Annotated in this window: 21 protein-coding genes and 2 tRNA genes; 10 read left to right on the forward strand and 13 right to left on the reverse strand. The window is 62.3% G+C overall.

Annotated features, from left to right (window positions below; translation table 11 throughout):
- Positions 1 to 494, reverse strand: a 494-nt coding sequence (locus tag VM94_RS28770) for an MFS transporter (protein ID WP_200899272.1), incomplete at its 3' end; no start/stop codon positions are given.
- Between the two features lie 110 nt (positions 495 to 604).
- Between VM94_RS28770 and VM94_RS25625 the strand changes: the two genes are divergently transcribed.
- Positions 605 to 1,393, forward strand: a complete 789-nt coding sequence (locus tag VM94_RS25625; RefSeq protein ID WP_046685981.1) for a helix-turn-helix transcriptional regulator — start codon at positions 605 to 607, stop codon at positions 1,391 to 1,393.
- Between the two features lie 58 nt (positions 1,394 to 1,451).
- Here the strand turns inward: VM94_RS25625 and VM94_RS25630 are convergent.
- Both VM94_RS25630 and VM94_RS25635 read right to left on the reverse strand, forming a co-directional pair.
- Positions 1,452 to 1,528, reverse strand: a tRNA-Met gene (locus VM94_RS25630).
- A gap of 129 nt (positions 1,529 to 1,657) precedes the next feature.
- Positions 1,658 to 1,734, reverse strand: a tRNA-Met gene (locus VM94_RS25635).
- A 186-nt stretch (positions 1,735 to 1,920) separates the two neighbouring features.
- Between VM94_RS25635 and VM94_RS25640 the strand changes: the two genes are divergently transcribed.
- The 3 genes from VM94_RS25640 to VM94_RS25650 are packed head-to-tail and all read left to right on the forward strand — an operon-like array spanning position 1,921 to position 4,006.
- Entirely contained in the window at positions 1,921 to 2,499 is a 579-nt protein-coding gene (locus VM94_RS25640) for an NUDIX hydrolase (RefSeq protein WP_034747557.1), read from the forward strand.
- Positions 2,500 to 2,512: 13 nt separating this feature from the next.
- Complete coding sequence (gene aat / locus VM94_RS25645; RefSeq protein ID WP_046685982.1) at positions 2,513 to 3,229, forward strand: leucyl/phenylalanyl-tRNA--protein transferase; 717 nt, start codon at positions 2,513 to 2,515, stop codon at positions 3,227 to 3,229.
- Between the two features lie 54 nt (positions 3,230 to 3,283).
- Positions 3,284 to 4,006 carry an arginyltransferase gene (locus VM94_RS25650; protein ID WP_046685983.1) on the forward strand — a complete coding sequence of 241 codons (723 nt, stop codon included), beginning with the start codon at positions 3,284 to 3,286 and terminating at the stop codon, positions 4,004 to 4,006.
- Between the two features lie 109 nt (positions 4,007 to 4,115).
- Here VM94_RS25650 and VM94_RS25655 read toward each other — a convergent pair whose 3' ends face one another.
- Positions 4,116 to 7,427 carry a S41 family peptidase gene (locus tag VM94_RS25655; protein WP_046685984.1) on the reverse strand — a complete coding sequence of 1,104 codons (3,312 nt, stop codon included), beginning with the start codon at positions 7,425 to 7,427 and terminating at the stop codon, positions 4,116 to 4,118.
- 203 nt (positions 7,428 to 7,630) lie between these two features.
- Between VM94_RS25655 and VM94_RS25660 the strand changes: the two genes are divergently transcribed.
- The 3 genes from VM94_RS25660 (at position 7,631) to VM94_RS25670 (ending at position 12,441) form a co-directional block, all read left to right on the forward strand.
- Positions 7,631 to 8,680, forward strand: coding sequence for a quinone-dependent dihydroorotate dehydrogenase (locus VM94_RS25660; RefSeq protein ID WP_046685985.1), 1,050 nt, complete (start codon positions 7,631 to 7,633; stop codon positions 8,678 to 8,680).
- A complete protein-coding gene (locus VM94_RS25665) occupies positions 8,680 to 9,726 on the forward strand; it encodes an aldo/keto reductase (protein WP_046686272.1) in 1,047 nt (348 codons plus the stop codon). The genes VM94_RS25660 and VM94_RS25665 overlap by 1 nt, the downstream gene beginning before the upstream one ends.
- A 294-nt stretch (positions 9,727 to 10,020) precedes the next feature.
- The gene (locus VM94_RS25670) at positions 10,021 to 12,441 is read left to right on the forward strand and encodes a TonB-dependent receptor plug domain-containing protein (RefSeq protein WP_046685986.1); all 2,421 of its coding nucleotides are present in this window, start codon (positions 10,021 to 10,023) and stop codon (positions 12,439 to 12,441) included.
- 82 nt (positions 12,442 to 12,523) lie between these two features.
- On the opposite strand, the gene VM94_RS29270 is transcribed toward VM94_RS25670, so the two are convergent.
- Entirely contained in the window at positions 12,524 to 13,081 is a 558-nt protein-coding gene (locus VM94_RS29270; protein ID WP_082127910.1) for an FxDxF family PEP-CTERM protein, read from the reverse strand.
- Positions 13,082 to 13,471: 390 nt separating this feature from the next.
- On the opposite strand from VM94_RS29270, the gene VM94_RS25680 reads away from it, so the two are divergent.
- The 3 genes from VM94_RS25680 (at position 13,472) to VM94_RS25690 (ending at position 15,087) form a co-directional block, all read left to right on the forward strand.
- Positions 13,472 to 14,050 carry a hemerythrin domain-containing protein gene (locus VM94_RS25680; protein ID WP_185982131.1) on the forward strand — a complete coding sequence of 193 codons (579 nt, stop codon included), beginning with the start codon at positions 13,472 to 13,474 and terminating at the stop codon, positions 14,048 to 14,050.
- Between the two features lie 75 nt (positions 14,051 to 14,125).
- Complete coding sequence (locus VM94_RS25685; protein ID WP_046685987.1) at positions 14,126 to 14,737, forward strand: immunity protein Imm33 domain-containing protein; 612 nt, start codon at positions 14,126 to 14,128, stop codon at positions 14,735 to 14,737.
- Positions 14,734 to 15,087, forward strand: a complete 354-nt coding sequence (locus tag VM94_RS25690; RefSeq protein ID WP_034747525.1) for an MmcQ/YjbR family DNA-binding protein — start codon at positions 14,734 to 14,736, stop codon at positions 15,085 to 15,087. The genes VM94_RS25685 and VM94_RS25690 overlap by 4 nt, the downstream gene beginning before the upstream one ends.
- Here VM94_RS25690 and VM94_RS25695 read toward each other — a convergent pair.
- The 8 genes from VM94_RS25695 to VM94_RS25730 form a co-directional block, all read right to left on the reverse strand.
- Entirely contained in the window at positions 15,084 to 16,016 is a 933-nt protein-coding gene (locus VM94_RS25695; RefSeq protein WP_034747522.1) for a CysB family HTH-type transcriptional regulator, read from the reverse strand. The genes VM94_RS25690 and VM94_RS25695 overlap by 4 nt on opposite strands.
- A gap of 14 nt (positions 16,017 to 16,030) precedes the next feature.
- Positions 16,031 to 17,101 carry a sulfate/molybdate ABC transporter ATP-binding protein gene (locus VM94_RS25700; protein ID WP_034747519.1) on the reverse strand — a complete coding sequence of 357 codons (1,071 nt, stop codon included), beginning with the start codon at positions 17,099 to 17,101 and terminating at the stop codon, positions 16,031 to 16,033.
- Position 17,102: 1 nt separating this feature from the next.
- Positions 17,103 to 18,029: a sulfate ABC transporter permease subunit CysW gene (cysW, locus tag VM94_RS25705; RefSeq protein WP_034747965.1), complete on the reverse strand. Its 927-nt coding sequence runs from the start codon at positions 18,027 to 18,029 to the stop codon at positions 17,103 to 17,105.
- On the reverse strand, positions 18,026 to 18,835 hold the full coding sequence (gene cysT / locus VM94_RS25710) for a sulfate ABC transporter permease subunit CysT (protein ID WP_099408869.1): 810 nt from the start codon (positions 18,833 to 18,835) through the stop codon (positions 18,026 to 18,028). Before cysT ends, cysW begins: the two co-directional genes overlap by 4 nt.
- A gap of 323 nt (positions 18,836 to 19,158) precedes the next feature.
- Positions 19,159 to 19,797, reverse strand: a complete 639-nt coding sequence (locus VM94_RS25715; RefSeq protein ID WP_046685988.1) for a peroxiredoxin — start codon at positions 19,795 to 19,797, stop codon at positions 19,159 to 19,161.
- A gap of 42 nt (positions 19,798 to 19,839) precedes the next feature.
- Positions 19,840 to 20,406 (reverse strand): RBBP9/YdeN family alpha/beta hydrolase, encoded by a 567-nt coding sequence (locus VM94_RS25720; RefSeq protein WP_046685989.1) that lies wholly within the window; start codon positions 20,404 to 20,406, stop codon positions 19,840 to 19,842.
- Between the two features lie 44 nt (positions 20,407 to 20,450).
- Positions 20,451 to 21,455 (reverse strand): sulfate ABC transporter substrate-binding protein, encoded by a 1,005-nt coding sequence (locus VM94_RS25725; RefSeq protein ID WP_046685990.1) that lies wholly within the window; start codon positions 21,453 to 21,455, stop codon positions 20,451 to 20,453.
- A 130-nt stretch (positions 21,456 to 21,585) separates the two neighbouring features.
- The gene (locus VM94_RS25730; protein ID WP_035821531.1) at positions 21,586 to 21,969 is read right to left on the reverse strand and encodes a diacylglycerol kinase; all 384 of its coding nucleotides are present in this window, start codon (positions 21,967 to 21,969) and stop codon (positions 21,586 to 21,588) included.
- Positions 21,970 to 22,116 lie beyond the last annotated feature (147 nt).

Genomic DNA, 22,116 nt, shown 5'->3' on the forward strand with positions numbered 1-22,116 from the left:
CCCAGCTGCTGCGCCAGCAGCAAGCTCAATGGCACGCCCAGCACCGTGCCGCCCGCCATGCCGCCCATGATCACGCCGATGGCCTTGCCCCGCTGCTGCGGCGCCGACACGCCCGCCGCCGCCGCAATACCGAGCGCCAGGTAGACACCGGCACCGATGCCGGCAATGGCCCGCCATGTCAGCAGACTGCCGAAACCGGACGCCAGCGCGCTGGCCCCATTCGCCAGCACGAACACGCCCAAGGCGATCAAGAGGCCCGAGCGCTGCGCGCGCGCCGGCAGCAAGGCCACGGCCAGCGGTGAGCCAAGGCCATAGGCCAGGGTAAACGCCGTCACCAGTTGCGCGGCCATCGCCAGCGAGATGGAAAACGCGCCGGCGATCATCGGCATCAGGCCCGCCGTCACGTACGACGCCATGCCCAGCGCGAACGCACCAATGGCGATCAGGTAGACGGTGGCGGGAAGACCGACACGGGAGGAAGAATAGTCAGACATGGGCCAGCTTTCAGGAAGAAAGCAGGCATTCTGGAATACAATATAAACAATTACAATTTAACTGTTTATGCTATTACTGATAGCAACAGCCTCACGGGAAAGACCGCACCATGCGCACCTTGCAACGCACCCGCCACGAACTGGCCGCCTACCTGCAGGCGCGGCGCGCGCGGCTGTCGCCGGAAGACGTGGGTTTACCCGGCGGCGGACGGCGCAGGACACCGGGCTTGCGCCGCGAAGAAGTGGCGGCGCTGGCTGGCGTGGGGCTGACCTGGTACACGTGGCTGGAGCAGGGGCGCGACATCGGCGTCTCGAGCGCCTTTCTCGACAAGCTGGCCGAAGTGCTCAAACTGGACGCGGCAGAACGCCGCCACCTGTTCCTGCTCGCGCATGCGCGCCCGCCGGCCGAAGAAGGCAAGACGTTTTGCGTGGTGCCGCCGCCGGTGCGCCGCTTGATGCACGAGCTGGCGCATCCCGCCTATGTGCTTAACCTGCGCTGGGACGTGTTGGCGTTCAATGCGGGTGCGGACGCCCTGTTTGGCTTTGGCGCGCATGCCGCCTCGCGCCGCAATCTGCTGTGGCTGTTGTTTACCGACCCGCTGCTGCGCTCACGCTTCACGGCCTGGGAAGAGCAGGCGCCGCTGATGCTGTCGAGCTTTCGCCGCGACTACGCGCGCGCCACGCAGGAAGCGGACATCCACGCGCTGGTGGAGGAACTGGAAAAAGTCTCGCCCGAATTCAAGCGATGGTGGCGCCGCCACGACGTGCATGCGCCGTGTGCTGGCGTGCGCCGCCTGGACGTCGATGGCGAACAGGTCGCCTATGAACACACCACACTGACCATCGATGCGGACCGCCACTTGCGGCTGGTCGTGTATGCGCGCCAGGCGCCGGAGTAAACGGAGTCCACAACGAAAAAACCGCTGGCCCTCTTGCGAGGAACCAGCGGCTTCGAATTGGTTGCGGGGACAGGATTTGAACCTGTGACCTTCGGGTTATGAGCCCGACGAGCTGCCAGACTGCTCCACCCCGCAGGCGAATTATATACCAGTTTGCTGCACTGCGGGGAGCTAATCGCGGCAGGCGGCTGGAAGAGCTGCATGCGCGGCTTGAGAATGGAAAAAGCCGCTGATCTTTTGCAAGGATCAGCGGCTTTCCGGTATTGGTTGCGGGGACAGGATTTGAACCTGTGACCTTCGGGTTATGAGCCCGACGAGCTGCCAGACTGCTCCACCCCGCACAAGAATTATAAGGGCAAACGGGTGGCTTAGGCAATAGCTATCTTAAATTCAACCGTAATAGACCAATCTAATGAATACGCGGGTGGCATGACCGGCAGCCAATCGTGCCTGCGCAGCTCGCCACGCGGCACGCAATCGGTGTACAGTAAGCGTTACACGAGACATCTCTTATCCTAAGCCTGCCCATGAAATTCTGCTCCGAATGCGCCCATCCTGTCAGCCTCTCCATTCCGGAAGGCGACAACCGTCCCCGCTATGTCTGCGCCAACTGCGACGCCATCCATTACCAGAACCCGAAAATGGTGGTCGGCTCGATCCCCGTGTGGGAAGAAGATGGCCAGCTACAGGTCTTGCTGTGCAAGCGGGCCATCGAGCCGCGCCTCGGCTACTGGACCTTGCCGGCCGGCTTCATGGAAAACGATGAAACGACGTCCGACGCGGCCGAGCGCGAAACGGTGGAGGAAGCGGGCGCGAATATCGAACTGGGGCCCCTGTTTTCGCTGCTGAACGTGCAGCGCGTGCACCAGGTGCACCTGTTCTACCTGGCGCGTTTGCGCGACCTCGATTTCGCGCCCGGCATCGAAAGCCTCGACGTGCAGCTGTTTACGGAAGCGCAGATTCCCTGGGATGACCTGGCCTTCCCCACCATTCGCGCCACCCTGGAACTGTTCTTTGCCGACCGCGTGAAAATCCGCGAAGGCGGCAGCTACGGCGTCCATACGGGCGACATCACGCGCCCGATGGCGCGCGCGGACGCAGAGTAAGCCACCACGCCGCATGATTCCCTGGCTCGACATCCACACCCCGTTCCCCGACGTCTCGCGCGCCCTGACCGACGAGGCGCCCGGCCTGCTGGCGGCCGGCGCCGACCTGTCGCCCGCGCGCCTGCTCGACGCTTACCGGCGCGGCATCTTTCCCTGGTTTTCCGAAGGCCAGCCCATCCTGTGGTGGAGCACCGATCCGCGCATGGTGCTGATGACGGAAGACTTCAAGGTGTCCGACAGCCTGGCCAAGGCGATCCGCAAGGTCGAGCGCAGCGCCGCCACGGATGGCCGCTGGCAGCTGCGCTTCGACGGCGATTTCGAGGCCGTCATGCGCGCCTGCGCGGCGCCGCGCAAGGATGGCCCTGGCACCTGGATTTCGGACGAGATCATCGCCGGCTACACGGGCTTGCACAAGCTGGGCTACGCGCATTCGTCGGAACTGTGGCTTGACGGTGAACTGGTGGGCGGCGCGTATGGCGTGTCGATCGGCCGCATGTTCTATGGCGAATCAATGTTCGCCCGCGTCTCGGATGGCTCGAAGATCGCGCTGGCGCAGCTGGTGCACTTCTTGAAGGCGCGCGGCGTGGCCATGATTGACTGTCAGCAAGAAACGAAACACCTGGCCTCGCTGGGCGCGGCGCCCATTTCGCGCGCGCGCTTCCTGGCCCATGTACGGATCGCCATTGAAGCAGCGCAAATCACCGATTGGCATGCTGCGCCACCGGCGTAAAAAAGCTATGATAGCCCAAGGCACACCGCCGCGGACAGACCAGACAGGATCAGCATGACGCACCTGAACGAACTACCGTTTGCCACCCTGCAGTTCTACACAACGGCACCGTACCCGTGCAGCTACCTGGACGACCGCCAGGCCCGCTCGCAGGTGGCCACGCCTTCGCACCTGATCAACAGCGACGTGTACTCGGAACTGGTGCGCAACGGCTTTCGCCGCAGCGGTATTTTCACCTACCGCCCGTATTGCGACGGCTGCCAGGCCTGCATTCCCGTGCGCGTGGTGGCCGGCGAATTCACGCCGAACCGCAACCAGCGCCGCGCCTGGAGTCGGCACGCCGGCCTGCAGGCGGGCGTGGCCACCCTGTCCTTCCTCGACGAGCACTACGAACTGTACCTGCGCTACCAGAGCACGCGCCACGCGGGCGGCGGCATGGACCAGGACAGCCGCGACCAGTACGCGCAATTCCTGCTGCAAAGCCGGGTCAACACGCGCCTGGTGGAATTTCGCGACGCCGACGGCATCCTGCGCATGGTCAGCATCATCGACGTGCTGGCCGATGGCCTGTCGTCCGTCTACACGTTCTTCGACCCGGACGTGCCCGGCGCCTCGTTCGGCACCTACAACGTGCTGTGGCAGATCGCCCAGGCGCGCGAGCTGGGGCTGCCGTATGTGTATCTCGGCTACTGGATCGCGCAGAGCCCGAAGATGGCCTATAAAATCAACTTCAAGCCGCTGGAAGCGAGAATCAAAGGACACTGGATTGTGATGTAGGTCGGATTAGCGGGGCCGCCGAGGCGCGAAGCGCGTAATCCGACAACACCAGCGGCGCCAACAATGTTGTCGGATTACGGCGCTGCGCGCCTAATCCGACCTACGCCTTTTATTTACTTTTATCCGGAAACGCCGGACGCTTGGGCAGCACGGGTGGATTTTTCGCCAGCTCGGCCTGGATCACTTCAATCGCTTTTTCCAGCTGCGGATCGCGGCCGGCGATGACGTCGGCCGGCGTTTGCTCGACTTCGATATCGGGCGGCACGCCTTCGTTTTCCACGCCCCAGCCGTTTTCACGCGTCCAGAACGCCAGGTTCGGCGCCGTGATGTTGCCGCCATCCATCAGCACGGGGAAGCCGAGGATGCCCACCAGGCCGCCCCACGTGGCCTTGCCGATCAGCGGACCCATGTTATTTTTGCGGAACATCCACGGCAGCAGGTCGCCGCCCGAGCCGGCCGTCTCGTCGATCAGCATGGCGCGCGGGCCCTGGATCGACGCGGACGGCGTCTTCATGTCGGCGCCGTAGCGCATGGTCCACCAGGCGATTTCCTTCTTCTGCAGGATCTCGATGTAGTAATCGGCCACGCTACCGCCGCCATTGAAACGCTCGTCGACGATGATGGCCTGCTTGTCCGCCTGCGGGAAGAAATAGCGCTTGAAGTAGGTGTGGCCCAGGCCCGCCGTATTCGGCACGTACACGTAGGCCACCTTGCCGCCGGTCGCGGCATTGACCTTGCGCATATTGCCTTCGATCCAGTCGCGGTTGCGCAAGGCATCCTCGGTCGGCACGGGCACGACGGTGATCGTGCGCGCGCCCTTGCCGTCAGCCGAGGGTCCCACGGTCAGGTCGATGGCCTTGCCGGCCGTGTTCTCGAAGGCGCTGTACAAGTTCGTGGGTGGCGCCAGCGGGCGGCTGTCGACGGCCAGCAGGTATTCGCCCGCCTTGACGTTCAGGCCCGGTTCCGTCAGCGGCGCGCGCAGGGCCGGATTCCAGTTCAAGCCGCCATACACTTTCTTGAAGCGGTAATGGCCGTCGCTCACTTCGTAATCGGCGCCCAGGAGTCCCCCCGGCACCTTCTTCGCCTCGATAAAATCGTCGCCGCCACCACCGCGGTGATGGCCCACGGCCAGCTCGCTACACATCCACTGGATCAGGCGGTTCAGGTCCGCGCGGCTGGACAGTTCGGGCAGGAACACGGCGTACTTGTCGCGCATGGCTTTCCAGTCCACGCCATGCATGCCCGGGTCATAGAAATAATCGCGGTTGATGCGCCATACCTCGTTGAAAATCTGCGTCCACTCGGCGCGCGGATCGGCTTTTACTTCGATGGCGTCGACCTTGATCTTGCCCTCGCCCGGCGTCAGCAGCTTGCCCGTGGCGGAACCCATGGCCCAGTTATCCTTCTGGCGGTACAGCAGCTTCTTGCCGTCGGCGGAGACTTCGAAATCATCGGCTTCGGCCACCACGGTTTCCGCCTTGCGCTCCTTCAGGTCGAAGCGCTGCACGGCCTTCTTGCCATCGCTTTCGCGCAGCAAAAAGATCTGTCCCGCAGCGCCAGCGGCGAGGCTGGAAAACTGCGCGGCCGGCAGCGGCAAGTCGACGATGCGCGTGGCGATGCCGTCGAAATCGATGCTGATCGGCGCCACCGGCGCCACGGCCACTTTCGGGTCGTCGCGGCCTGTCTTCGGATCGATCTTCGCTTCGTTCTTCGGCTCCGCTTCCGCCTTCGCCGTCTCTTTTTTCGCGTCCGTGCTGGCGGCCTTTTCCTCGTCGCTCTCCTTGATCAGGGGCGACGGCAAATCGCGCCGCAGCACGGCCATCCACACGGTGCGCGTCACCAGGTTGTCTTCGTTCTGCTGCGAGAACCAGTTGTTGCTGGGGCCAGCATTCGTCGACGCGAAGAAGTACAGGTATTTGCCGCTCTTGTCGAACACAGGTTCGGCCACGTCGGACAGGCCATCGGTCACGGGCATCGACTTGTTCTGCTCGACGGAATAGATGTAGGCGCTGCGCGTGTAGGTGGGCGAATTGAGCGTGTAGGCCAGCCAGCGCGAGTCGGGCGCCCACGAGGCGCGCATGCTCTTGTCGACGCCATACATCGGTTCCGTGGCTATTTTTTGCACCTTGCCCGTGCCGACGTCGATCACGTACATGCTCCAGCCATTGTCGGCAAACGCGATCTTCCTGCTGTCGGGCGACCAGACTGCGTTGTCATAGAAGCCGCTGCCATTGAGCTTGAACTTGCGCACCGCGCCCTTGCCGTCCTGCGCCCGCACATGCAGTTCATACTCGCCCGACTCGTCCGAGAAATACGCGACCGAGCGGCCATCGGGCGACCAGATGGGCGTACGCTCGTGGGCGCCGGCCGTCTGCGTCAGGTTGCGCACGTCGCCCTTGTCGGCGGGGATGGTGACGATCTCGCCCCGGTACTCGAAGGCGATGCGCGCGCCCGATGGCGAGATCGACGCGTCGCGGATGTATTTCGCATTCTTGACCCAGCGGGGGCGCGTCTGCCCCAGGTCGCTGGCCACGCCGATGGTCAGCTTGTGCGCCTGGCCGCTGGCGATGTCGAACGCGTGCAGATAGCCGGCCTGCTCGTAGACGATGGTGCCGTTCGCGGCCGACGCGTTCAGCACGGGGAAATCCGTGTGCCGCGTCAGCTGGCGCACGGCCTTCGTTTTCACGTCATACGCAAACAGGTTGAATTCGCCGTTGCGGTCCGAGCGGAAGTACACGGTGTCGCCTATCCACATCGGGTCGACGTCGTTCGAGCGCGTCGTCGGCTGGGGGATTTTTTCAATCGACTTGTCGGCGGACGAGAATAGCCACAGCCAGGAATTGGTGCCGCCCCGGTAGCGCTTCCACTGCTTGAAGGCGGGCATCAGGGGGTTGTACGCGATGCGCTTGCCATCGGGCGAATACGTGGCGCGCGACGCGTTCGGGATTTCCAGCTGCGTTTCCACGCCGCCCGCCACGGGCACCGTAAACAGCTTCTGGAAGCGGTTGTTGAAGGCGGCGCGGGGCGAGGTGAACATCACGGACTGGCCATCGGGCGTGAACGACTGCGCCAGGTCCGCACCCGGGTGGAAGGTCAGGCGGCGCGGCACGCCGCCGGCCGCCGCGATCACATACACGTCGACATTGCCGTCGATGTTCGCGCTATACGCGATCAGACTGCCGTCAGGCGAAAACACGGGGTTGGACTTGTCGCCCAGGTCGGAGGTCAGGCGCCGCGCGCCGCCGCCATCGAGGTTCGACAGCCACACGTCGCCCGCATAGATGAAGGCGATGTGGCGGCTGGAGACGGCCGGTTCGCTCAGCATGCGGGTGTCTTGCGTATTGGGCATGGCCAGGGCCGGATGGCTCAGCAGCAGTGCGCTGGCGGCCGCGATGGCCGTCAAGATGCGTGTCTTTTTCAATCGATGTCTCGCTTATGAAGTCAACAGAACAGAGAAAAAACAGGAAGGTCCACGGCCGAATGCGAATTAACAAGGAATCAATGTTGCATTGGACCAAAGAGAACTATACACCCGGCAGCCGCGCGGAACACGGTAAAATACGGCACTTATTTCGCGCGCCGCCAGCCCTTCCCGGCAGCCCGCATACCTACTCAAAGCGCCCCATGTCTGAAAAATTCCTGTACTCCCTCGCCCGCCCGCTGCTGTTTTCGATGGATGCCGAAGCGGCCCACCATCTCACCCTGCCCGCCCTGAAACGCGCCAGCGCGCTGGGCCTGACGAAACTGGCCGGCAAACCGGCGGCGGACCCGCGCACGGTGATGGGCATCACCTTCCCCAACCCGGTCGGCCTGGCCGCTGGCCTGGACAAGGATGGCGCCTATATCGACGCGCTGGCCGACCTGGGTTTTGGTTCCATCGAAGTGGGCACCGTCACGCCGCGCGCGCAGGCGGGCAATCCGAAACCGCGCATGTTCCGCCTGCCGCAGGCACAGGGCATCATCAACCGCATGGGTTTCAATAATGGCGGCGTGGACGCCTTTGTCGCCAACGTGCAGGCGTCGAAGTTTTACCAGGACCGCGCCGGTGTGCTGGGTCTGAACATCGGCAAGAACGCCGACACGCCCATCGAACGGGCGGCCGACGATTACCTGCTGTGCCTGGAAAAAGTCTATCCGTACGCCAGCTATGTGACGGTGAACATCTCGTCGCCGAACACGAAGAATTTGCGCCAGCTGCAGGGCGCGTCCGAACTCGACGCCCTGCTGTCGCAACTCAAGGAAGCCCAGGCACGCCTGGCGGACAAGCACAAGCGCTACGTGCCGCTGGCCCTGAAAATCGCGCCGGACATGGATGGCGAACAGGTAAAAAGCATCGCCGAGTCGCTCACGCGCCACCAGATCGACGGCGTCATCGCCACCAACACGACCCTGTCGCGCAGCGCCGTCGAAGGCATGCCACATGGCGCCGAAGCGGGCGGCCTGTCGGGCGCGCCTGTGTTCGAGCTGTCGAACAATGTCATCCGCTTGCTGAAAGCGGAACTGGGCGACGCGCTGCCCATCATCGGCGTGGGCGGCATCATGCAAGGCAAGGATGCTTTGGCCAAGTTCGAGGCGGGCGCGCAGCTGGTGCAGCTGTACAGCGGCCTGATTTACGCGGGTCCGGCCCTGATCAAGGATTGCGCCCGCGCGCTGCGCGGCAAGCAGGCGAAATGATCAACAAGGTCAAGCTGGGTTCCAGCAGCCTGGAAGTGAGCACGATCTGCCTGGGCACGATGACGTTCGGCGAACAGAATAGCGAAGCCGAAGCGCACAGCCAGCTCGATTACGCGTTGGAACGGGGCATCAACTTCATCGACACGGCCGAGATGTATCCGGTGATGGCCAGCGCGCAAACGCAGGGCAGCACCGAGCGCTACATCGGCAGCTGGCTGAAGAAAAGCGGCAAGCGCGGCCAGATCGTGCTGGCCAGCAAGGTGGCCGGGCCGAACTCGCGCATGCACTGGATACGCAAGGGCAAGACGGACCACGACGCCGTCAACATCCGCGCCGCCGTCGAGGACAGCCTGCGCCGGCTGCAAACGGAGCACATCGACCTGTACCAGTTGCACTGGCCCAGCCGCAACCTGCCCATCTTCGGCGCCAGCGTCTACAACCCGCGCAAGGAACGCGCCTCGATCGCCATCGAAGACACCCTGGCCGTGCTGGGCAAGCTGATCGACGAAGGCAAGATCGGCAACATCGGCGTATCGAACGAATCGTCGTGGGGCGTATGCGAATACATCAAGCAGGCCGAGCTGAAAGGCTTGCCGCGCATCGTATCCATTCAGAACCTGTACAACCTGACGGCGCGCCATTTCGAGACGAGCTTGCTCGACGAAACCTGCCACCGGGAAAATGTGGGCTTGCTGGCCTACAGCCCGCTGGCGTTCGGCCAGCTGACGGCGAAATACCTCGACGATCCGCAAGCCAGGGGGCGCTTGACGATTTTCCCGCCCGGCTGGAGTCCCCGCTACGTGCGCACCGCTACCATAGCAGCAGCCGCCCAGTATGCGGCACTGGCCCGCGCGCACGGCTTGACGCCGGCGCAGCTGGCCTTGGCCTGGTGCTACTCGCGCTGGTTCGTGGCTTCGACCATCATCGGCGCCACCAGCGTGGCGCAGCTGCAGCAAAATATCGATGCCCATCAAGTCAGCCTGTCGCCGGAACTCGTGGCGGCCGTCGACGCCATCCACGCCAGCCTGCCCAATCCGGGGCAGTAAGCGCGCCCCTCCTGACGGCGCAGGCCGCCGCCAGGCTCCCCCCTCATCGCAGATAGTCGTATTTATGCAACAGCTGGCAATTTACTGCTGTGCAGCATTGCGGCCTTGCCCTGCGCGGTCGTATGCTGGAAACGAGGCTATATGCGCTACTCGCGCCATGTTGACGTCTTTCAGATATTTATTGCATATCGATAGACAGAACGATTCGTAAGCACGCCGCGTGCCCACTGTTAATCTGATTGCATCATCGGACCGCCATGGTCCGCGCAACCACCAACCGAAGAGATATCGTCGATGAGTTCAAGCACCGCCCGTTCCCAGCTTCCCGCCCTCCCCGTCAAAACCGTTATCGCCGCCAGCCTGATCGCCTGCTTCAGCCTGCCGATGCTGGCGCAAGCGCAGCAAGAACTGCCGGCCGAAGGCGAATTGCAGTCGGTCGTGGTCACCGGCACCTTCGCCAAGAACCGCCGCACCATCGATTCCGAATCGCCGATCGACATCCTCACGTCGCGCGACTTGCAAAGCACGGGTTCGGGCGAACTGGCCACCGTGCTAGCGCGCCTGCTGCCATCGCTGAACTTTGCCCGCGCCACGGGCGCCGACGCCAGCGACGCCGTGCGTCCGGCCCAGTTGCGCGGCCTGTCGCCGGACCAGACCCTGGTGCTGGTGAACGGCAAGCGCCGCTACACGTCGGCCGTCGTCAACGTCAACGGTTCCCTGGGCCGCGGCTCGGCGCCCGTCGACCTGAACGCCATCCCGCTGGCCGCCATCGACCACGTGGAAGTGCTGCGCGATGGCGCGGCGGCCCAGTACGGTTCCGATGCGATTGCCGGCGTGATCAACATCATCCTGAAAAAAGGCGCGGCCGGCGGCGATATCGAAGTGGGCTATGGCCAGACGCAGGAACGCGACGGCAAGCAAAAATCCATCAAGGGTTCGGCCGGCTTCGCTCTGGGCGACGACGGCTGGGTGCGCGTCTCGGCCGAAGTGGCGGAACGCGATCCGACCAACCGCGCCGGCGCCGACTTCCGCAATCCGCTGGAACCGCGCTATGGCAAGGTCAACCAGCGCTATGGCGACCCGGAAAGCAAGCCGGCAACGATTTTCCTCAACAGCGAATACCGCATCAACGACAATATCGACTGGTATGCCTTCGGCAACTATGGCAAGCGCGACACGTCCGCCGCCGCCACCTGGCGCACGGCCCTGATCCAGGATTCCGTCACCAAGGCGTACTCGCAGCGCACGCCGATCTTCCCGGAAGGCTTCTTGCCACTGCAAAACAGCACCCTGACGGACCAGTCGATCGTCACGGGCTTGCGCGGCGAAGCGGCCGGCTGGCGCTGGGATGCCAGCCTCAATTACGGCAGCAACAAGTTCGAACTGGACCTGGACAATACGGTCAACCAGTCGCTGGGCGCGAACAGCCCCACGCATTTCTATGCAGGCTCGCTGAAAAACGAGCAGACCGTCTTCAACCTCGATGCGGCGCGCGAGTTTCCCGTCTCGTTCTTTTCCGGCCCGCTGACGGTGGCCGTCGGCGCCGAAGCGCGCCATGAAAAGTACAGCATTGGCGCCGGCGACGCAGCGTCGTACACGGGCGGCGGCTCGCAAGGCTTTGCCGGCTTCCGCCCTGTCAACGCGGGCAGCCATTCGCGCCACAACGAGTCGATCTATGTGAACCTGGAAGCGGAAGCGACGAAGAAACTGTCGGGCGGCGTGGCCCTGCGCCATGAGCGCTACAGCGATTTCGGCAGCACCACCTCGGCCAAGGGCTCCGCGCGCTATGCGTTCACGGACGCGCTGTCCCTGCGCGGCACCGTGTCGAGCGGCTTCCGCGCGCCATCGCTGGCACAGCAGTACTACACCATCACCACCACCAACTTCCAGGTCATCAACGGCAACAATACGGCCATCGAGACGGGCACCTTCGCCGTGAATACGCCTCAGGCACGCGCCCTCGGTGCACAGGATCTGAAGCCGGAAAAAGCCCGCAACTACAGCCTGGGCCTGCAGTTCCAGCCTAGCCGCAACTTCACGACGACGGTGGACGCCTACCGCATCGACATCGACAACCGCATCCTGTTCTCGGCCAACCTGGCGCTGAACGACAAGCTCAAGGCCCAGCTGGCAACGCAAGGCTCGACCGTGGGTGCGGCGCGCTACTTCACCAACGCCGTCGACACGCGCACGGAAGGCGTGGACATCGTCAGTACCTACCGCATCGACCTTCAGGACAAGGACCGCCTGGACCTCACCGTGGCGTACAACCACAACAAGAGCACGGTACAGAAAATCGCCGACAATCCGGCCATCCTGACGGCCAACAACCTGAAACTGATCGACCGCCAGAGCATCGACCGCATCACGGTGGCGTCGCCGAAGGACAAGTTCAGCCTGGCCGCCGACTACGGCTTCGGCATCTGGAATGCGCACGGCGTCGTGACGCGCTACGGCAGCTTCACCGTGCCGCAAAATGACGTCAAGCTGGACCAGACGTATGACCCGCAATGGGTGCTGGACGTGTCCGGCTCCGTAAAACTGGGCAAGAACTGGCGCCTGGTGGCCGGCATCGACAACGTCACCAACCGCTACCCGGCGCAAGTGACGAGCGCGGGCAACCTGAACGTCAACGGCACCCAGCCCTACAGCATCTTCGCGCCGAACGGCTTCAACGGCCGCTACTACTACGCCAAGGCTGGCTATAGCTGGTAAATAACGCTCTGCCATGCAAAAAGCCCGGAACGCATCGCGTTTCCGGGCTTTTTCACGTCTTGCGCCCGCAGGCGCTGCAAGCTCAGGCGCGGCGGCGGCGCGCGGCAAAACCGACCAGGCCCAAGCCCAGCAGCATCATGCCGTAGGTCGCTGGCTCAGGCACGGCCGAGACCGAATTGAACGCGCGGAAATTGCTCAGGCCACGCGGCAGGTTGCCCAGGCTGAAAACCGTATTGGCGGCCAGCGGCGTGTCCCAGTGGAACAACAGTTCGCCACGGCCATAATGCACGGCCAAGTAGTCAAAGCTGGAGTTGACGGTGAACGAACCGGACTTGTTGCTGGCCAAGTCGCCCTGGGCGGCAAAGACCAACGAGCCGGTGCCGCTCGATGGCAGGCCGAACTTGCTGCTTACCAGGCTCTTGATGGCGGCCGCACTTTGCGCGCCGGACGGGTTGGCGCCGTCATAGACCCAGACCGAGTCCGCTGCCACGCTGCCGTAGGTGACGGTCTTGCCGCCCACCAGGAAGCCGCTCATGGCAGGATCGGTGACTTCCACCCAGCTTGCAGCCTGGGCCAATGGCGCCAGGCAAGCCGAGACAGCAAGGCAGAGACCCAGCACAGCACGTTTAGTCATATTCATGATTTCCCCTATTGATCAATTTCAAAAATTACAATGTTGATTATATTTTTGTTATATTTCTTTGCGATTGGGCAAAAGATATCATTCAAGAAATCAAAATGCAATAAAAGAAACATCTTCAGTCATTGAAAATTTCAATCGCTCTCATGCATTGATTGCATCAGCCCGCTTTGCGCGGCGTCATGCTTCGTGCATCTGTTCCGGGAGATTGGCGGGTTGGACTGAAGTGTTGTTAATTCACACCGGTGCAGGCGCCGTTCTGGCAAGCCCGGCCGGCGTTATCGCGCGCCGTCTTGCGCCAGCGCAGACAAACGCCATCCTTCCTGCCGGACGGCCCGACACCGCCCCCTATCATGCATGCTCCTGCCGACATCCATCACGGAGCACGCCATGCTGACTTTAAGCAAATTGAGTCCCTCCATCACCGACATGATCCGTTTCGACCACAGCCACGTGCTGCTGGCCTTCCACCAGTACACCACCAGCAAGAAACCTACCGTCAAGAAAGCGCTGGCCGAAACTATCTGCAGCGCGCTGGAAATCCATGCGAACCTGGAAGAGGAAATTTTTTATCCACAGATGCGCCTGCTCGATGGCGACGCGGCGGTACGCCAGAAAAGCGTGCCCGAGCATCAGGAAATGCGCCGCCTGATCGCCGAATTGCGCGCGACGGATGCCGCCGCCACGCGCCATGACGCCTTGCTGCTGGAACTGATGCGCGACGTGCTGCACCATGTGGCCGATGAGGAAACCGTGCTCCTGCCGGAAGCGGAAGCGCAGCTGACAGCAAGGCGCTTGAGCGAGCTGGGCGCGCAGATGACACAGCGCCGCATGGCCTTGGTCAAGCCGCAAGCGGGCAAGATCGCCGCCAATACGCTGATCGGTTTTTCCGGCAGCACCGCTGCGTGGATCATGGGGGCGGCCGGCGTGCTGGTGGCGGCCAGGCTGTTTGCCCGCAAGGCGGCCTGAACTGGCCTGGAGAGTAGCCAGGCCGGCGGGCAATCAGCTACCATGGGAGCTCTTCGACTCCCATGACGGACCACCATGCCCAGCTGGCACTTGGCCGACGCCGCCGAACTGGCGGCGCGCCACCCCTACACCTTCTATAAATCGCCGCCCGAGGCCATTGCCCGGGTGCGACCGGGCGAGGTGGTCAAGCTGATATTCGCCTTCCACAGCGACGACCCGCAGGCGCCGGGCGCCGAGCGCATGTGGGTGCTGGTCGATACGGTCGAACCGCATGGGCACTTCACCGGCAAGCTCGACAACATGCCCGGCTACATTGCCGATTTGCATGCCAAAGACCCCATCGCCTTCGATGCGCGCCACATCATCAATACGCAGCACGACGATGACGACAACCTCGTCAACCGCTACGCGGGCCTGTGCTTCGTGACGAAAAAAGTGCTGGAAGACGGCGCGCCCGTCGGCTATCTGTACCGCGAGGAGCCGGACAACGAAAGCGACAGCGGCTGGCGCTTCACGGCCAACGACGAGAGCGACGACTACATGAACGACAGCGCCAACGTGGCCCTCGTGTCGCTGGGCGCCGTGCTCAGCGTGGACGACCGTTTTATTGCGCTGCTGGATGCGCCTGCCGGGTCGGCCTATGCCTTCGACCACAACACGCAGCAATTCGTGGCGGTGGACGAATGACAACTGATGAATTGAAGGATTTTTGCGCGGCCCTGCCCGGCGCGCAAGCCGTGCTGTACGGCCCGCCGTCGAATATCCTCGTGGTTGAGGTGAGCGGCAAGAAATTTGCCTATTTCAAGACCAGCGCGCCCGAGCAGTGGCGCTTCAGCCTGCGGGTCAGCGCCGAGCGCTTTATCGAGCTGACGGACATGCCCGGCGTCAAACCGGCCCGTTACATGGGCCGCTTTCACTGGGTGACCATCGTCGACGTAACGCGCTTCCCTGCAGATTACCTGGCAGAACTGGTGCGCGATAGCTACGCGCGCGCCGTGGCCAGCCTGACGCGCGCGCAGCGGGCGGCCATGGCCTAAAGCGCTTCCTCGCCCGCCATGGCGCGGTCGATGTCTTCACGCGTCAGGTCCGGCGCCAGTTGCAGGATGAACTCATAGGCGTAGGCGCGCAGGTAGGCGCCGCGGCGCACGGCCAGGCGCGTCGTGTTGGTGGCGAACAGATGCGACGCTTCCACGGCCCGCAAGCCCTTATCGCGGCCATGGTCGAAGGCCATCGAGGCCACGATGCCCACGCCCAGGCCCAGCGCCACGTACTGCTTGATGACGTCCGAATCCATGGCGGTGAGGATGATATCGGTCGTCACGCCCGCCTTGGCGAACGCATCGTCGATATGGCCGCGGCCCGTGAAACCCTTGTCGTAGGTAATCAACGGATATTTCGCCAGGTCTTCCAGGCGGATCGGCGAGTGATCGAGCAGCGGATGGCCGTCCGGCACGACGATCAGATGGCTCCAGCGGTAGCACGGGAACGACACGAGGTCGGGGAACTGGCTCAAGCCTTCCGTGGCGATGCCGATATCGGTCTTGCCCGACAGCACCCATTCCGCGATGTGTTCGGGCGCGCTTTGCTGCAGCGCGATGCGCACGTCGGGGAAGGCGGCGCGGAAGCCCTGCACCACTTTCGGCAGCGCATAGCGCGCCTGCGTGTGCGTGGCCGCCACGGATAGCGTCCCGCTGGTCTGGCCGCTGTACTCGAGGCTGGCCTGCTGCAGGTTTTCCGCCTCGATCAAGAGACGGTCGACGATCTTCAGGATGCCCTTGCCCGGCTCCGTCAAGCCCGTCAAGCGCTTGCCGTTGCGCTCGAAAATCACCACGCCCAGCTCATCTTCCAGTTCGCGGATTTGCCGGCTCACGCCCGGCTGCGACGTGAACAGGGCGTTGGCCACTTCCGTCAGGTTATAGCCGCGGCGGGCCGCTTCGCGGATCGAGCGCAATTGTTGAAAATTCATAGTGTTCCAGCCTCTCAGGTTCTTGTCGGTTCAACGAACACGTGCAAGCGTTTCGGGCGCACGACCAGGGTCTCGCCCTCTTTCAGCTGCAGATGCGTAAAACGCTCGTTCGACATCACCGCCTCGATCAGTTCGCTATTGTCGACGCGCTGCAAGTCCAGCTGGGCCAGCGGGCCGATCGCATGCGCGCGGCTCAGCTTGACGACGATGCCTTCCGCGCCCTGCGTGTAGCGGTCGATTTCCAGGTCGTGCGGACGCACATAGGCCGTGCCCTTGCTGTCGCTCACGCCCGCATAGTCGGGTACTTCGAAGCTGGCGTCGCCGGTGGCCATCACGCCGTCATGCACGCGGCCGTGGAACAGGTTGACGTTGCCGAGGAAGCCATACACGAAGGGCGAAGCCGGGTGGTTGTAGACTTGCTCGGGGGAACCGAGTTGCTCGACCGTGCCCTTGTTCATCAGCACGACCTGGTCCGCCACTTCCAGCGCTTCTTCCTGGTCATGCGTGACGAAAATGCTGGTCACGTGCAAGTCGTCATGCAGGCGGCGCAGCCAGCGGCGCAATTCCTTGCGCACCTTGGCGTCAAGCGCACCGAACGGCTCGTCGAGCAGCAGCACGCGCGGCTCGACAGCCAGGGCGCGCGCCAGGGCGATACGCTGGCGTTGCCCGCCAGACAGCTGCGGCGGATAGCGGTCGGCCAGCCAATCGAGCTGCACCAGCTCCAGCAAATCTTTCACTTTGCGACGGATCTGGTCTTCCGACGGGCGCTCGCTGCGCGACTTCACGCGTAAACCAAAGGCCACGTTTTCAAACACGGTCATGTGCTTGAACAGCGCATAGTGCTGGAACACGAAACCGACTTGCCGCTCGCGCACGTGGCGATTCGACGCGTCTTCCGCGTCCAGCAGCACTTGCCCGCTGTCCGGATGTTCCAGACCGGCGATGATGCGCAGCAAGGTGGTCTTGCCGCAGCCGGACGGGCCCAGCAGGGCCGTCAGTTCGCCGGCGGGAAAGTCCAGCGAGATATTGTCGAGGGCGACGAAATCGCCGAAGCGCTTGTGGATGTTTTTAACTGCGATGGTCATGTCAGTGCTCCGTAGAACGTAAGGCGGAATCGTCGGCGTCGCTCTCGTTCAAACGCCACTCAATAAAAGCTTTCAAGGCCAGGGTCACCAAGGCCAGCAGGGCCAGCAGGGAGGCGACGGCAAATGCGGCGGCAAAGTTGTACTCGTTGTACAAAATTTCGACTTGCAGCGGCATGGTGTTGGTTTCGCCGCGGATATGGCCGGACACCACGGACACGGCGCCGAACTCGCCCATGGCGCGCGCATTACACAGGATCACGCCATACAGCAGACCCCACTTGATGTTCGGCAAGGTGACCCGGCGGAAAGTGTTCCAGCCCGACGCGCCCAGCACGATGGCGGCCTCTTCCTCTTCGCTGCCCTGCGACTGCATCAGCGGGATCAGTTCGCGCGCCACGAACGGGAAGGTGATGAAGATGGTGGCCAGCACGATGCCGGGCACGGCGAACAGAATCTTGATGTCGTGCGCCTGCAGCCACGGGCCGAACCAGCCCTGGGCGCCAAACATCAGCACGTAGATCAGGCCGGAAATCACGGGCGAGACGGAAAACGGCAAGTCGATCAGGGTCAGCAAGATGCTCTTGCCGCGGAAGTCGAACTTGGCGATGCACCAGGAAGCGGCCACGCCGAATACCAGGTTCAGCGGCACGGCGATGGCGGCCGTGATCAAGGTCAATTTAATCGCAGAAATCGCGTCCGGGTCGATGATGGCGGCGATGTACGCTTCCCAGCCCTTCTTGAACGCTTCCGCAAACACGGCCACCAGGGGCACGATGAGGAAGGCCGTCAGGAACAGCAAGGCGATGGTGATCAAGACCGTGCGCACCCACAGTGGTTCCAGCACAACGGGGCCGACATTCGGTTCGAAGCGGCGCGCCGTCGGCAGCGCCTTGTCCACGCCAGCGGCGGCAGTCGTATTCGTACTCATGATTTCTTCGCCTTTCCGCGCGTCCATGCTTGCAGCAAGTTAATCGTCAACAACAGCAGGAAGGAGACCACCAGCATCACCACGGCGATGGCCGTGGCGCCTGCGTAATCGTATTGCTCCAGCTTGGTAATAATGAATAGCGGCGTGATTTCCGACACCATCGGCATATTGCCGGCGATAAAGATCACGGAACCGTACTCGCCCGTGGCGCGGGCGAAGGCCAGCGCAAAGCCCGTCAGCAAGGACGGCAAAATCGTGGGGAAGATGACGCGGATAAACGTTTGCAATGAATTGGCGCCCAGGCTGGCGGCCGCTTCTTCCAGTTCCTTTTCCGCGTCTTCCAGCACCGGTTGCACGGTACGCACGACGAAGGGCAGGCCGATGAAGGTCAGCGCCACCACCACGCCCAGCGGCGTGAACGCCACCTTGATGCCCAGCACGCCTTCGATGAACTGGCCGAACCAGCCGTTCGACGAATACAGGGCCGTCAGGGTGATGCCGGCCACGGCCGTCGGCAAGGCGAACGGCAAGTCGACGAGCGCATCGATGATGCGCTTGCCGGGGAATTTATAACGCACCAGCACCCAGGCCAGGATGCCGCCAAACACCACGTTCAACAGGGCGGCGATCAGCGAGGCGCCAAACGTCAGGCGGTACGACGCCATCACGCGATCGGACGTGACGGCGCTGAAGAAGGCGTCCCACGTCATGGTGAAGGTCTTCAGGAACACCGACGACAGCGGGATGAGAACGATCAGGGCCAGGTAAAAGAGCGTGAAGCCCAGTGACAGCTTAAACCCCGGCATGACCCGAAACGGCGCTCCGCGCGCCTTGAGCGGTGCTGCTGATGCTGCAGACATAGAAACCCCTTCTTATTACATTTTTGAGTTATAGGGCGCAATAATCACATGCAACCGTTATAAAAAGAACTAACCATTTCTCATTTGCTTAGATGGATTTTGCATACTTGCTGGCGGAATCTGCGGACGAAAAAAAACGCACCGGACAGGTGCGTTTTTATGAAAACAAGAGTGCCGAACAAAACGTTCAGGGCTAGGCGCGTTGCCGAAGACAGTACGAATGTACGGCGAGGCAATGCAACAACGCCATGGACGTTTTTTCGGTGCTCTTACTTGTTCGGCTGCGGCGTGAGGCGCAGATAAGGTTTCGCTGCCGTAAAGCCCTTCGGATACTTCTGCTTGATCACGTCCGGGTCTTGCACGGTCAATGGAATGATGACGTCGTCGCCGTCTTTCCAGTTGCCTGGGGTGGCCACCGTGTAGCCGTCCGTCAGTTGCAGGGCGTCGATGACGCGCAGGATTTCATTGAAGTTGCGGCCCGTGCTCAGCGGATACGTGAGGATCAGCCGTACTTTCTTGTTCGGGTCGATGATGAAGACGGAGCGCACGGTGGCCGTGACGGATTGCTCCGGGTGGATCATGTCGTACAGCACCGACACTTTCTTGTCCACGTCGGCGATGATGGGGAAGCCCACGACCGTGTTTTGCGTCTCTTCGATATCCTTGATCCAGCTCTTGTGCGAGTCGGCCGCGTCCACGGACAGGGCGATGGCCTTCACGTTGCGCTTGTCGAATTCGGGCTTGAGCTTGGCCGTCAGGCCCAGTTCCGTCGTGCACACGGGGGTAAAGTCGGCCGGGTGGGAGAACAGCACCACCCAGGAATTGCCAGCCCACTCATGGAACTTGAGCGGACCGATCGAGCTGTCTTGTTCAAAATCAGGGGCGACATCGCCCAGGCGTAAAGTCATCGTGATCTCCTGTGAGGTTATGTGGCAATCGAATTCGTCGAATCAGGCTGCCTGACGGTGGCGCTTGTCGCTTTGCGCCAGATCAAACAGCGTTTGCAATTGCGCCTGGCCGTAGACCCAGTCGCCAAGGCGCGACTCGGCGTTGATATGGCCCAGCGCACCGCCATCAATATACTTGCAATTCCAGCGCCGTGCCCATTGCGCCGCGTGTTCGGCCGTCATCCACGGATCGGTCTGGCTGGCGATCAGGATGCCGGGGCAAGGCAGCCGCTTTTGCGGCAATGCCTTCGCCACGCCAAACTTGTCCGGATCGGCCGGCCCCACCAGCAACACGCCGGCCACGCCTTGCGGGTCGCGGGCCAGGCTGTGCGCCGTCGTCAGGCAGCCGAAGCTGTGGGCGACGATCAGGGTCGGGCGCGCATCCTGCCGCCGCACCTGGTCCAGACGCGCCGACCAGGTGGCCAGGTCGGGCGCGTTCCAGTCGTCCTGTTCGACCCGCTCGAATTGCGGATACAGGCGCTGCCAGCGGCTCTGCCAGTGTTCGGGACCGCTGTTATGCAAGCCCGGCATGATCAGTACCCGGTAATCAGAAAAGCTGCGCAGCGCCATGATGTGTCCTTTTAGTAACGGTCTGGCAATCGTGCCATCCGGTATTACTTGGGCTGGTAGATCTGGTCGAAGATGCCGCCATCGGCAAAGTGCGCCTTCTGTGCGGCCGTCCAGCCGCCAGCCACTTGCTCAATGGTGAACAGGTTGACCTTGGCGAACTGCGACGCGTATTTCTTCGCCGCCTTGTCCGTTGCCGGACGGTAGTAATTTTTCGCGATGATGTCTTGCGCTTCATCCGTGTACAGGTAGTTCAGGTAAGCCTCGGCCACCTTGCGCGTACCATGCTTGTCGGCAAATTTGTCGACGACGGCGACAGGCGGCTCGGCCAGGATGCTGACGGATGGCGTGATGATGTCGAACTTGGTCGGGCCCAGTTCCTTGACGGCCAGATAAGCCTCGTTTTCCCAGGCGATCAGCACGTCGCCGATGCCGCGCTCGACGAAGGTGGTGGTGGCGCCGCGCGCGCCGGAATCGAGCACGGGCACGTTCTTGTACAGTTTGCCGAGGAAATCCTTGGCCTTCGCTTCATTGCCGCCCGGCTGGCGCAACGCATAGCCCCAGGCTGCCAGATGGTTCCAGCGGGCGCCGCCCGAAGTTTTCGGGTTCGGCGTGATGACGGACACGCCCGGCTTGATCAGGTCGTTCCAATCCTTGATGCCTTTCGGGTTGCCCTTGCGCACCAGGAACACGATGGTCGAGGTGTAAGGCGAGCTGTTGTGCGCCAAACGCTTTTGCCAGTCGCCGGCCAGCAGCTTGTGCTCGGCCAGCGCATCGATGTCGTAGGCGAGGGCCAGGGTGACCACGTCCGCTTCCAGACCATCGATGACGGCGCGCGCCTGCTTGCCGGAACCGCCGTGCGATTGCTTGATCTTGACGTTGTCGCCCGTCTTGCCTTTCCACTCCTTGGCAAATGCCGTATTCACATCCTGGTACAGCTCGCGCGTCGGATCGTACGACACGTTGAGCAGGGTGATATCGGCAGCCTGCGCCGTTTGCAAAAGGGCAAACGCGCTGATGGCGGCGGCAATGATGATTTTTTTCGACAGCATCTAAGATCCCCGTATGGTTGAACTTGCAGAGCCACCAGATTACGGCGCCATGGCCGCAAAGAGAACGAAGCGTTTCGCCGTTTGATATGCGATTTCCGCATATAGGCGACGCGCAACGGGGATTTAGTGCCTAATAAAAGCGGTTAAACAATACAACGGCCCAGGTGGCGAAGGCCAGGATGCACGTCAGCAGCACAGCGGCGCTGCCGAAATCCTTGGCGTTTTTCGACAGCGGATGGCGTTCGAGCGAAATGCGGTCAACCACGGCTTCGATTGCCGAATTGATCAGTTCGACGATCAGCACCAGCAGCAGCACGCCGATCAGCACCAGCTTTTCAAACGCGGAAATGCGCAGCAGCAAGGCGATCACGGTGCCGACGACGAACAGGCCCAGCTCCTGGCGGAACGCATGTTCGTGGCGCCAGGCCGCCTTCAAGCCATCGAGCGAGTAGAAAAAGGCGGAAAAAATCCGTTTCAAGCCGCTTTTGCTCTTGAATTCATTCACAGGTTGCATAGTTTTCCAGGGTTCCAAGTACGTCCAGCCGCCAATTATGAGGGCCAATATGAGAATTGTGACAATTTATTCGCTGAATATCTCGGAACATTTCACTATTTTTTCACATCATGGTATAAAGAAGCATGAATACTGCATTGCACCAAA

It is taken from the genome of Janthinobacterium sp. KBS0711 (genome assembly GCF_000988085.1).
Taxonomy (GTDB): Bacteria; Pseudomonadota; Gammaproteobacteria; order Burkholderiales; family Burkholderiaceae_D; genus Janthinobacterium; species Janthinobacterium lividum_E.